The following is a 12,453-nucleotide window of genomic DNA, read 5'->3' on the forward strand; positions in this document are numbered from 1 at the left end:
GGGGCTGGAGCGTTTCATCTTCAGCTTAGGCATCCGCCAGATCGGTGAGGCCACCGCCAAGCGCCTCGCGCGGCATTACGGCAGCCTCGAAGCGTGGCGCGCCGCCATGACCGAGGAGGCCCGGGACGAACTGGTCAGCATCGAGGATATCGGCCCCTCGGTGGCGCAGGATCTGCTGGACTTCTTCAAGGAGGTCCACAACGTGGCGGCGGTGGACGATCTGGTCGCCGCCATGCGGGACCTGGGCGGCGACGTCGAGGACGCCAAGGTGATCGAGGCCGGCGCGTCACCCGTGGCGGGCAAGGCGGTAGTGTTCACCGGCACGCTGGCCACCATGACCCGGCCCGAGGCCAAGGCCCGCGCCGAGGCCCTGGGCGCCAAGGTGGTGGGGTCGGTGTCGAAGAAGACCGATTACGTGGTGGCCGGCGCCGATGCCGGCTCCAAGGCCGCCGAGGCGGTCAAGCTGGGCATACCGATTCTGTCCGAGCAGGACTGGCTGGCGCTGATCGGCGCGGCGGGCTGACCGCCGGAGCTGCCGCCGGGCCGCGCCCCTCGGTGAAGTTGATGCCGGCGCGGAACATCTTGTCCGCCAGAAAGCCCTGCACGAAGGGTATGCCCATGGCCTGGGCGAAATCCAGCGCGCGTTCGCTGTCGCAACGGGTCAGCACCACCTTGTCGGGACCGAATTCCTTGATGGCGCGGATGGCCACCTCCAGGTCGCGGCGCGGCAGGGTGGTGATCTGCTCGGACCATTTGATCTTGGCGAACTCGGCGGTGTCGGGCAGGCGGAAGACCCGCAGGTCGCTCAGGGACAGGCCATCGACGCACAACGGCACGTTCAGCTCGGCGGCGCGCCGGGTCAGGGCGTCGAGATCGGCCGAATGCTGCAGGAAGTCGCCACGGTCGATCTCGGCGAGGATCTTGCCCGACAGCCGGGCCGGAACCCCGTCCATGAAGGTCTCGAACTCCTTGGAGACCAGGCTGGTGCCCAACAGGTTGATGGAAAAGGCCTTGTGCCGGTATTCGCCGATCTCGCGGCCGATGATCCGCATCAGCCGGGTATCCAGCTCGGCCTTGATCAGGTGGAACAGGGCCGGATTGGCCGCGATGTCGTGCCCGGGGCAGGCCGCCTGGCGAATCTGGTCCAGGGAGGCGAAGAATTCCAGGTATTCGATGCCCGGCTTCTTGCCCGCCCAGCGATAGACCGGCTGATTGAAGATCATGGCGCGGATGTCGCTGTCGCGCACCACGCGCACCACGGCCTCGAACTCCTTCAGTCCGATGGCCGGCCGGGTGGCGACGGGAGCCACCGTGACCAGCGCCTTGATGGAGGTGATCAGCTTGGCCAGATCTTGGCCGGCGTCGAACACCTTGAAATACTTGGCCTCGCCGTAGGAATTGACCCGGGGGGGCTCGTCGCCGAAGAACAGGGCTTCCAGGCGCGAGCACATGGTCTGGATCACCGCCGCCGAGATCTGGGCGCAGATGAACACCATGTCGCCCGACGACAGCACGAAGCAGCCGGAATCGGTGACGCTGAACAGGTTGCGGCTGATCAGGTCACGCCCCTTGGCCAGCTTCTCCCCGTGCTTGGGGTCGCCCTTGGCCCAGGAGGTGAAGACATGGACCACCCGCTTGCCGTAGGGCGAGCGGCGCACCTGGGCGATGGCCTTCAGCAGATCCTGATCGTCGCTCATGTCGAACGCCACCCCATGCTTGCCGATGAACTCACACCACCAGGCCTTCGCGAAGCGCGATGGCCGCCAGGGCGACCGGCGTCCTCACCCCCAGCTTGTTCATGATGTTCTCGCGGTGCCGGTCCACCGTCTTGACGCTGATTCCCAGGATTCCGGCCACCTTCTGGTTGGTGTAGCCCTCGGCCAGCAGCTTCAGCACCTGGCGCTCGCGCCCCGAAAGCGGCGCCGCCGCGCCGGCGGCCTGGCCCGGCCCGCCGTCGCCGGCATCCTGGATCAGGCGGGCCGAGGGCGAGACGTAGCGCCGCCCGGCCAGGGCTTCGGAGATGGCCGTCTCCAGATCCTGCCAACCACCCGTCTTCAGGGTGTAGGCGTCGGCGCCCAAGGCGAAGGCCCGCTTCATGGTCGTTCCGTCCCGAGTCCCGGTCAGCACGACGATCCGGCTGGCGGGACTGCGCCGTTTCACCAGGGGAATGATGTCCATTCCGTCCAGCCCCGGCATGGACAGGTCCAGGATGATCAGGTCGGGCATGGCCTCGGCGATCAGCCGGACCGCCGCCACGCCGTCATCGGCCTCGCCGACCACGTCGATCCACGCCATCTCCTCGAGGGCGCGGCGGATCGCGGTCCGCACGATTCCGTGATCATCGACAAGCACCGTTCGAACCGCCATCCGATCACTGTCCATCCCCGACACCAGCACCGTGATCACCCATCCACCGGAGAAGATATCACGGCACTCCAAGGCTCAGATCGAGACCTCGGTATGATATACCGTCTACATAACAAACAAATACCATATGACATAAGTATTCATACGGGTATTTGCGTCATTTCATCAAAATGAATGCCGACATCAGTTCTCTAACCCGGACCACGCAAAACATGCAATTGGGAGATTCCCCCATTCCGCAGTTGTCATCAATGAACAACCATTTATATTTCAGTTATATTTACACCGCAACTCTCAGTGCCACAGGAAAAATAACAAGTGGAATCAACAGCAGAGATCGACACCATCCAGATTTAAATCGGATGACACGGGAACTCGGCGAACGCTTCGCGTGCAGCGCAGCAAAATCTGGATCAACCTCATTCATAGTCTGGATACAATCCTTTCCACGACACATCGAGACCCAAGTTCGCGACACTTCGCCACGGTAGGGCGGGCGGGCCTCCGCCAGACCAGTTGCCGTTCGCGGCGCACTCCCGTATACGGTGAGACATGGCGGACGATCCCAACGACAGAAGGGCGGAACTGCAGCGCCGGGCGCGCGACCTCGCGGCCATGCGGGGCGCTGGGTCCAAGCCCGCCCAGCCCGAACCGGAGAAGGAAGCGGCTCCCCCCCCTCTGGCCGAGGCGGAGGCCGCCGCCACCGCCGCCCAGGTGGGCGCCGAGGCCCGCTCGTCCGGCCTTTTGGAACTGCTGGTCAGCCTGTTCAAGCCCAAGCCGGCCGCGCCGCCCAAACCGGTCCCCGTCCCCGTCGCCGCCGAGGGGCCGGCCTTCACCATCCTGGTGGCGGCGCTGGCGGGCGATTCCGACGGTGCCGCCGCCACCCAGCTCAATCAGGTCCTCTCCGCCCGCCCGGCCTTCCGGGTCAAGGCCGTACCGCGCATCTACCAGCTGGAGCGCCTGGACGACCCGGCCCAGGTGGCCGGCGTGTCGCTCAACACGAGGCACGCGGTGGCCGAGGAGGACGCCGACCTGCTGGTGTGGGGCGAATTCGGCAAGGACGGCTACCGCCTGCGGCTGGCCACCGCCAGCAACGACGACGAACGCGCCGCCTCGTTCGGCGCCACCACCCGCATCGAGCTGCCGGCCGAGCTGGGCGAGGGGCCGTCCAACCTGCTCTACGCCGCCTGCCTCGCCGCCGTCGAGGTGCCCACCGAGGCCCACCGCAACTCCATCCGCCGCCTGATGCCCGCGGCGGCCGCGCAGGTCGAGGGACTGGCCGCCAAGCCGCCGGTGCAGATGTCCATGGGCCAGCAGCGCTCGTGCCAGCTGGTGTTCGGCCACATCGCCACCATCAACGCCATGGTGGTGCCGCCCGACGAGACCAACCTGTGGTTCGACAAGGCCATCAACGCCTATCGCCAGGCCCAGCGCCGCCTCGCCCGCACCGACCCGTCGTGGGAAGCCGGGCTGATCCACAAGCATGTCGGCGCCGTGCTGTCGGCCAAGGCCGAGCGCTCCAAGGACCCGGCGCCGCTCCTGGAGGAGGCCATCAAGGAATGGCGGAACGCGGTGGAGCATCTGCCCCGCGCCATGATGCCGCAGGAATGGGCCTCGGCCCAGGTGCGGCTCGGCGTGGCGCTCTACCGCCTGGACCTCAAGACCGGCCAGACCGAGCTGCTGCGCGAATCGGTGCAGGCCCTGCAGGCCACGCTCCAGGTCTATTCCCGCACCGAGACGCCGAGCCGCTGGGCCGAGGTGATGCACAACATCGCCCAGGTGCTGGAAGTCTACGGCGACCAGCTGAAGAGCACCGAGGTCTTGAAGCGCTCCATCGACGCCTGCCATTCGGTGCTGGAGATCAGGACGCGGGAGCGCTCGCCCCTGTCCTGGGCCGCCACCCAGAACACCCTGGGCTCGGCCCTGTTCCTGCTGGACCGCCACTCCACCGGCGCCGGGCATCTGGCCGAGGCGGAAGCCGCCCTGGCCGCCGCGCTGGAGGTGTTCCAGGCCCACGGCGCCAAGGGACCGGCCAAGGTGGCGGCCAAGAATCTCGGCCATGTGCGAAAGCTGGCCGAAACCCGCAAGACCCGCCAGGTGATCGAGCCCCACTGGCTGGACGACCCCGACACCAAGTAGCTTCCCAAACCGGGCGCCGCGCACTATGGTCCGGCAGCCCCGAAATGACGTGATCATCCATGACCAAGCTCAGCCACATCCGCAATTTCTCCATCGTCGCCCACATCGACCACGGCAAGTCCACCCTTGCCGACCGCCTGATCCAGGCCTGCGGCGCCATCGAGGCGCGCGAGATGAAGGAACAGATCCTCGATTCCATGGACATCGAGCGCGAGCGGGGCATCACCATCAAGGCCCAGACCGTCCGCCTGGACTACAAGGCCAAGGACGGCAAGACCTACCAGCTGAACCTGATGGACACCCCCGGCCACGTGGACTTCGCCTACGAGGTCTCGCGCTCGCTGGCCGCCTGCGAGGGCTCGCTGCTGGTGGTGGACGCCTCGCAAGGAGTCGAGGCCCAGACGCTGGCCAACGTCTATCACGCGCTGGACGCCGGGCACGAGGTGGTGCCGGTCCTCAACAAGATCGACCTGCCCGCCGCCGAACCCGAGCGCGTCAAGCAGCAGATCGAGGACGTCATCGGCCTGGACACCACCGACGCGGTGATGATCTCGGCCAAGACCGGCATCGGCATCGAGGACGTGCTGGAAGCCCTGGTCACCCGCCTGCCGCCGCCCGAGGGCGAGGAGAACGAGCCGCTGCAGGCCCTGCTGGTGGATTCCTGGTACGACCCCTATCTCGGCGTCATCATCCTGGTGCGCATCAAGAACGGCGTGCTGAAGAAGGGCCAGAAGATCCGCATGATGGCCACGGGGGCCGCCTATCAGGTGGACAACGTGGGCTATTTCACGCCCAAGATGATCCAGTGCAACGAGCTGAAGCCCGGCGAGATGGGCTTCTTCACCGCCGCCATCAAGGCCGTCGCCGACACCAAGGTGGGCGACACCGTCACCGACGACAGAAAGCCCGCCGAAAGCCCGCTGCCCGGCTTCAAGCCCAGCGTGCCGGTGGTGTGGTGCGGCCTGTTCCCCATCGACGCCGCCGATTACGAGGATCTGCGCGACTCGCTCGCCAAGCTGCGCCTCAACGACGCCAGCTTCCAGTACGAGCCCGAGACCTCGGCCGCCCTGGGCTTCGGCTTCCGCTGCGGCTTCCTCGGCCTGCTGCATCTGGAGATCATCCAGGAGCGCCTCGAGCGCGAGTTCAACCTGGACCTCATCACCACCGCGCCGTCCGTGGTCTATCGCGTGCACAAGACCAACGGCGAGATGGAGGAACTGCACAATCCCGCCGACATGCCCGACCCGGCCCGCATCGACCACATGGAAGAGCCGTGGATCAAGGCCACCATCATGGTCCCCGACGAATATCTGGGGCCGGTACTGACGCTGTGCACCGAGCGCCGGGGCCAGCAGGTGGACCTGACCTATGCCGGCCAGCGGGCCATGGCGGTCTACAAGCTGCCGCTGAACGAGGTGGTGTTCGACTTCTACGACCGCCTGAAATCCATCTCCAGGGGCTATGCCAGCTTCGATTACGAGGTGGATTCCTACGCCGAATCCGATCTGGTCAAGGTGTCGATCCTGGTCAACGCCGAGCCGGTGGACGCCCTGTCCTTCGTGGTCCATCGCGCCAACGCCGAAAGCCGGGGACGCGGCATCTGCCAGCGCCTGAAGGAGCTGATTCCGCGCCAGATGTTCCAGATCGCCATCCAGGCCGCCATCGGCGGGCGCATCGTGGCGCGCGAAAGCATCAGCGCGCTCCGGAAGGACGTCACCGCCAAGTGCTACGGCGGCGACGCCACCCGCAAGCGCAAGCTTCTGGAAAAGCAGAAGGAAGGCAAGAAGCGCATGCGCCAGTTCGGCAAGGTGGAGATTCCGCAATCCGCCTTCCTGGCCGCGCTCAAGATGGGTGATTCCTAGGTGATCCCGAACCTGTCATCCTGAGGCGGAGCCGAAGGATCTTTCAGCGCCGACGCCGGTGGCTGAAAGACCCTTCGCTATGCTCAGGGTGACACGCGAGCAGGCGGGACCGGATGACCGGCAAAGCTTCCACACGGACGAATGACGGCGGATCGGCCGAACTGCGCGCCGAGGAGCTGGCGTCGCGCTTTGCGCCGCTGCTGGTCGAGGCCGAGCGGGTGGCGCAATCGGTGGCCCAGGGCGTCCACGGCCGCCGCCGCGCCGGGACCGGCGATGCCTTCTGGCAATACCGCCGGGCACAGCCGGGTGACGGGGCCGGGTCCATCGACTGGCGCCGTTCGGCCCGCTCCGACCACCTCTATGTGCGCGAGACGGAATGGGCGGCGTCCCAGACCGTCTGGCTGTGGCTGGATTCCTCGCCCTCCATGCACTGGCGCTCCGAGGCCGGACTGCCCACCAAGCACGACCGCGCCCGCCTGCTGGTCCTGGCGCTGGCCGCCCTGGCCCTGAGGGGCGGCGAACGGGTGGCCAGTCTGGCCGGCGACGCGCCGCCCTGCTGGGGCAGCGGAGCGCTGGCCCGTTTCGCCCTGGCCCTGGAGCAGGCCGCCGACGCCCCCCTGTCCCCGCCCGCCCGCCTGCCCAGCCACGCCACCCTGGTGCTGGCCGGCGACTTCCTCGACCCCCTGGACGGCATCGCCGCCCGCATCGAGGCCCTGGCCCGCATGGGGGCCGGCGGCCATCTGCTGCAGGTGCTCGACCCCGCCGAGGAAAGCCTGCCCTATGCGGGGCGCCTGCGCTTCCTGGGGCTCGAGGGCGAAGGCGAGCTGGAGACCGGCCGGGCCGAGGATCTGCGCGCCGCCTATCGGGACCGGCTGGCGGCCCAACGGGACGGGCTGGCCGCCCTGGCCCGCGCCCTGGGCTGGAGCTTCGCCACCCACCGCACCGACCGGCCGCCGGCGCCCTGCCTGCTGGCCCTGGCGCAGACGGTGGGAGGTCTGTGATGGGCAAGCCCACTCTTTCCATCGTCATCCCGGAAGCGCAACGCGCTATCCGGGATCCAGGGAAGCCAGAAACCCGAGGAGGCGTCTCCTGGATCCCGGCTCAAGGCCGGGATGACGATATAAGCCGAGGTCTGACCCCATGACCTTCCTGCCCGGCCTCGCCTTCGCCGCCCCCTGGGCCCTGGCGCTGCTGGCCGGGCTGCCGCTGTTGTGGCGGTTGCTGCGGGTGACGCCGCCCCGGCCGCGCAAGGTGCCCTTTCCCGCCCTCGGCCTGCTGCTCGGCCTCGGCACCAATCGGCGCGAGGCCGAGGCCACCCCGTTCTGGCTGCTGGTGTTGCGCCTGTTGCTGGCCGCCATCCTGATCCTGGCCGCCGCCGGCCCCAGCCTCGCCCCCCAGGCTTCCGCCAGGAGCGACGGGCCGCTGCTGCTGGTCATCGACGACGGCTGGGCGGCGGCGCGCGACTGGGACCGGCGGCGCGAGCACCTGGACCGGGTGCTGGCCGCCGCCGAGCGCGCCGGGCGCCCGGTCATGACCCTGGCCACCGCGCCGCCCGCCGATGGCGGACCGCTGACCCTGGGCCGCCTGATGCCGGCCTCGGAGGCCCGCGCCCAGGCGGCGGGCCTGGAGCCCCGCCCCTGGCCCACCGACCGCGCCGCCGCCCTGAAGGCGCTGGACGCCCTGCCCTTCGACCGGGCCGGGCAGGTGGTGTGGCTGCATGACGGGCTGGCCGATCCGGCGGACGGCGCCCTTTCGCGCCGGCTGCAGGGCTTGGGCGGTGGCCTGGAGATCGTGTCGGGACGGAGCGGCCGCCTGCTGCTGCCGGGGGCTCAGGGGGAACGCCTGATTCCGGCCATCCGCCGCCTGCCGGCGGACGAGCCCGAGACCGTCGCCATCCGCGCCCTGGACGCCAAGGGGGCGACCCTGGCGCGGGGCGAAGGCCGTTTCGAGCCCGGCCGGGCCACCGTGGACGTTCCCCTCGACCTGCCGACCCAGCTGCGCAACCGGCTGGCCCGCCTGGAGATCGAGGGCGAGCGTTCGGCCGGTTCCGTCCTGCTGCTGGACGAGAGCAGCCGGCGGCGAAGCGTCGGACTGGCCGGCGGCGATCCCTCGTCGGCGCCGCTGCTCGACCGCCTGTATTACGTGGACCGCGCCCTGTCCCCCCATGCAGAGCTGAAGCGGGGCGAGGCGGCGGAACTGGCCGCCGAATCCGGCCTGGACGTCATCGTCCTGGCCGACGTGCCGCTGCCCCCCGGCCCCACCGCCGCCCGGCTGGCCGCCCGGGTGGAGCAGGGCGCCGTGCTGGTGCGCTTCGCCGGGCCGCTGCTGGTCTCCAACACGACGCAAGGGGGCGCGACCGACGACCCGCTGCTGCCGGTGCGCCTGCTGTCGGGGGGCCGCGCCCTGGGCGGCGTGCTGTCGTGGACGACGCCCATGCGCCTCGCCCCCTTTCCCGAGACCTCGCCCTTCCACGGGCTCGCCATTCCCGACGACGTGGAAATCCGCTCGCAGGTGCTGGCCGAGCCGGGGCTGGAGCTGGCGGCCCGCACCTGGGCCAGCCTGACCGACGGCACGCCGCTGGTCACCGCCGCCCCCCGGGGCGAGGGACTGGTGGTGCTGATCCACACCAGCGCCAATGCCGAGTGGGGCAATCTGGCCCTGTCGGGCCTGTTCGAGGACATGCTGCGCCGCCTCGTCGCCCTGTCCCGGGGCGGACATGGCGCGGCCCTCGGGACGGGCAAGCTGGCCCCGGCCGAGCTGCTGGACGGGCTGGGGCGGCTTTCCCCCGCCGCCGGCATCGCCGCGCCGCTGGACCGCGAGAGCCTGCCCGCCACCGTCCCCCAGCCCCGCCATCCGCCCGGCCTCTACGGACCGGCCGAGGCGCGTGTCGCCTTCAACCTGAGCCCCGCCCTGCCCCCCGCCGAGCGCTTCGTCCCGCCGCCCGGCGCCGCCATGACCCGGCTGGGCGAGAGCCCGTCCGGCCTGGACCTGCTTGCCCCCCTGCTGCTGGCGGCGCTTCTCCTCGCCCTGATCGACATGGCCGCCACCCTGGCGTTGCGCGGGCTGTTGTGGCGGGCCGCCGCCCTGGCCCTTCTGCTGGGGGCGGGAACGGAGGCGAAGGCCGCCTCCTTCGCCCTGGAGGCGGGGCTGGCGACCCGGCTGGCCTGCGTCGCCACCAGGGATGCCGCCCTGGACCGCCTCTGCCTGGCGGGACTGCGCGGGCTGTCGGCGCGCCTCGCCGAGCGCTCCACCGCCGAACTGGCCGAGCCCATGCTGGTGGACCCCGACCGCGACCCGGTACTGTTCTTTCCCCTGCTCTACTGGCGGATCACCCCGGGCCAGCCGCAGCCCACCGAGCAGGCGGTGGAGAAGCTCAACGCCTACATGGCCAAGGGGGGCGTGATCCTGTTCGACACCGGCGACGAGGGCCAGGCCGGGGCCGGTCCCGACACCGCCGAACTGGAGCGCCTGCGCCGTCTGGTGGCCGGGCTGGCGCTGCCGCCCCTTTCCCCCATGGGGCCGGACCACGTGCTGACCCGCTCGTTCTACCTGCTGAAGGGCGTGCCGGGACGCTGGGACGGCGCCACCCTGTGGGTCAGCCAGGGTGCGGAAGCCGGCAATGACGGCGTCTCGCCGGTGGTGCTGGGCGGCAACGACTGGATCGCCGCCTGGGCGGTGGACGAGCGCGGACGCCCCACCCACGCCGTGGTACCGGGCGGCGAGCGCCAGCGCGAGTATGCCTACCGCTTCGGCATCAATCTGGTGATCTACGCCCTGACGGGAAACTACAAGGCCGATCAGGTCCACCTGCCGGCCATCATGGACAGGCTGAAGCGATGAGCGAGGCGCAGCCGAAGCGCAGGCGCGTTGAGCGCCCCGGAGCGAAGCGGAGGAGCCAAGGGCGCGGAGGCGCCCGCCCGGCGCTTGAGGGGCATAAGAAATGAGCTTTCACACGCTGGCCTTCGCACCCTTGTTCCCCTGGCCGGTGATCGCCGCGCTGGGAGCCGCCGCCGTGCTGCTGGTCGGTATCGGCGTTGCGCGGCGGGCCTCCGGCACCGCCTTGCGTGCCCTGGTGCTGGCCCTGCTGCTGGCCATGCTGGCCAATCCCCGCCTGCTGGCCGAGAACCGAACGCCGCTTCCCGACGTGGCGCTGGTGGTGGTGGACGACAGCCCGTCCCAGGCCATCGGCGACCGCCCGGCCCGGACCCGGGCGGCCCTGGACGAGCTGACCCGGCGCCTCGGCCTGCTGCAGGGGCTGGAGGTGCGGGTCGAGCGGGTGGGAGCGGAGCCGGGCGCCGACCGCGGCACGCGGCTGTTCGCGGCGGCCGAGCGGGCGCTGGCCGACGTGCCGCGCCGCCGGCTGGCCGGGGTGGCGCTGATCACCGACGGCCGCATCCACGACGTGCCAGCCGATTCGGGGCGCGCCCTGGGCGCGCCGGTGCACACGCTGCTGACCGGGCAAAGGGACGAGCGCGACCGCCGGCTGGCGCCCGGCATCTCGCCCGCCTTCGCCCTGGTGGGGGAAAACGCCACCCTGGCCTTCCGCGTCGAGGACCAGGGGGGCAAGGGCGAGGCGGTGGTGGCGGTGCGCCTGGACGGCAAGCCCTTCGCCGCCATCACCGTGCCGCTCAACCGCGACGCCACCCTGGAGGTGCCCATCCGCCATGCCGGCGCCAACGTGGTGGAACTGGAGGCCGAGCCCGGGCCGGGCGAGCTGTCCCTGGCCAACAACCGGGTGGCGCTCTCCATCTCCGGGGTGCGCAACCGGCTCAAGGTCTTGCTGGTGTCGGGCGAACCCCATGCCGGCGAGCGCACCTGGCGCAACCTCCTGAAGTCCGACCCGGCGGTGGACCTCGTCCACTTCACCATCCTGCGCCCGCCGGAGAAGGACGACCAGACCCCCATCCGCGAGATGAGCCTGATCAGCTTTCCGGTGCGCGAGCTGTTCGAGGAAAAGCTGTCGGAATTCGACCTGATCATCTTCGACCGCTATCGCCGCCGGGGCGTGCTGGCCTCGACCTATTACCGCAACCTCGCCCGCTACGTGACGGATGGCGGGGCGCTGCTGGCCGCCGTGGGGCCGGAATTCGCCGAAGCCGACGGCATCGCCGAATCCGCCCTGGCCGACGTGCTGCCGGCGCTCCCCACCGGACGCAAGCTGGAGCGCGAGTTCCGCCCCCGCCTCACCGATGCGGGCCGCCGCCATCCGGTCATGTCCGGGCTGCCGGGCACCAGGCCGGGCGACCCGCCATGGGGCAGCTGGATGCGCCAGATCGAGGTGGGGACCGCCAAGGGCGCCACCCTGCTGTCGGGCATCGACGACCGGCCGCTGGTGGTGCTGGACCGGGTGGGCGAGGGCCGCGTCGCCATGGTGCTGTCCGACACATTGTGGCTGTGGGCGCGGGGCTGGGAGGGCGGCGGCCCCCATGCCGAGATGGCGCGGCGCCTCGCCCACTGGCTGATGAAGGAACCCGACCTCGAGGAGAACGCCCTGTCCGCCACGGTGGAGGGCGGACGGCTGGTGGTGGCGGCGCGCGGCGCCGCCGGGGAAATGGAAGCGACCATCACCGCCCCCGACGGCACGCCGACGCCGCTTGCCCTGACCCCCGATGCCGAGGGCGTGGCGCGGGGAGCCGTGGAGGCCACCCAGGCCGGCCTGTGGCGGGTCGCCACCCCCGACGGCCGGGTCGCCCTGGCCGCCGCCGGCCAGGCCAATCCGGTGGAGCTGGCCGAGCTGACCGCCACCTCGGAGCGCCTCGCCCCGGTCGCCCGCGCCACCGGCGGCACGCTGGCCTGGCTGGCCGAAGGCGGCCTGCCCGAGCCCCGCCGGGTGAGCCCCGGTTCCACCGCCGGCGGGGCGGGCTGGATGGGCTTCGAGGCGAAGGGCGACTATGTGGTTGACGGCATTCGCGAAATCGCCCTGGCTCCCGCCCTGGCCCTGGCGCTTCTCGGCCTGGGCCTGCTGCTGGCGGCGTGGCGAAATGAGGCGAGGTGAAGCATTTTTTGCCGGTCATCGACAGATTCGATTTGGAATATCGGTCCAGCCGATGTAAGGAGTTCTTACCTATAGGTTAATGGGGGCCGG

General features: G+C 70.2%; 8 protein-coding genes. 6 read left to right on the plus strand and 2 right to left on the minus strand.

The window, feature by feature from the left end:
- Positions 1–523, plus strand: a 523-nt coding sequence (locus tag ACV4UZ_RS08120) for a helix-hairpin-helix domain-containing protein (RefSeq protein WP_491600389.1), incomplete at its 5' end; no start/stop codon positions are given.
- On the opposite strand, the gene ACV4UZ_RS08125 is transcribed toward ACV4UZ_RS08120, so the two are convergent.
- Both ACV4UZ_RS08125 and ACV4UZ_RS08130 read right to left on the minus strand, forming a co-directional pair.
- The gene (locus ACV4UZ_RS08125; protein WP_491600390.1) at positions 459–1,697 is read right to left on the minus strand and encodes an EAL domain-containing protein; all 1,239 of its coding nucleotides are present in this window, start codon (positions 1,695–1,697) and stop codon (positions 459–461) included. The two genes, ACV4UZ_RS08120 and ACV4UZ_RS08125, sit on opposite strands and share 65 nt — an antisense overlap.
- A 31-nt stretch (positions 1,698–1,728) precedes the next feature.
- Positions 1,729–2,382: a response regulator gene (locus ACV4UZ_RS08130; protein WP_491600613.1), complete on the minus strand. Its 654-nt coding sequence runs from the start codon at positions 2,380–2,382 to the stop codon at positions 1,729–1,731.
- Positions 2,383–2,919: 537 nt separating this feature from the next.
- On the opposite strand from ACV4UZ_RS08130, the gene ACV4UZ_RS08135 reads away from it, so the two are divergent.
- The 5 genes from ACV4UZ_RS08135 to ACV4UZ_RS08155 all read left to right on the plus strand — a co-directional run bounded on the left by ACV4UZ_RS08135 (position 2,920) and on the right by ACV4UZ_RS08155 (position 12,363).
- Complete coding sequence (locus tag ACV4UZ_RS08135; RefSeq protein ID WP_491600391.1) at positions 2,920–4,506, plus strand: hypothetical protein; 1,587 nt, start codon at positions 2,920–2,922, stop codon at positions 4,504–4,506.
- A 59-nt stretch (positions 4,507–4,565) separates the two neighbouring features.
- Positions 4,566–6,368 carry a translation elongation factor 4 gene (gene lepA, locus ACV4UZ_RS08140; RefSeq protein ID WP_491600392.1) on the plus strand — a complete coding sequence of 601 codons (1,803 nt, stop codon included), beginning with the start codon at positions 4,566–4,568 and terminating at the stop codon, positions 6,366–6,368.
- A gap of 113 nt (positions 6,369–6,481) precedes the next feature.
- A complete protein-coding gene (locus ACV4UZ_RS08145; RefSeq protein ID WP_491600393.1) occupies positions 6,482–7,369 on the plus strand; it encodes a DUF58 domain-containing protein in 888 nt (295 codons plus the stop codon).
- Between the two features lie 139 nt (positions 7,370–7,508).
- Positions 7,509–10,208 (plus strand): DUF4159 domain-containing protein, encoded by a 2,700-nt coding sequence (locus ACV4UZ_RS08150; protein ID WP_491600394.1) that lies wholly within the window; start codon positions 7,509–7,511, stop codon positions 10,206–10,208.
- A gap of 100 nt (positions 10,209–10,308) precedes the next feature.
- Positions 10,309–12,363, plus strand: a complete 2,055-nt coding sequence (locus ACV4UZ_RS08155; RefSeq protein ID WP_491600395.1) for a hypothetical protein — start codon at positions 10,309–10,311, stop codon at positions 12,361–12,363.
- Positions 12,364–12,453 lie beyond the last annotated feature (90 nt).

This window comes from Paramagnetospirillum sp., from assembly GCF_058402745.1.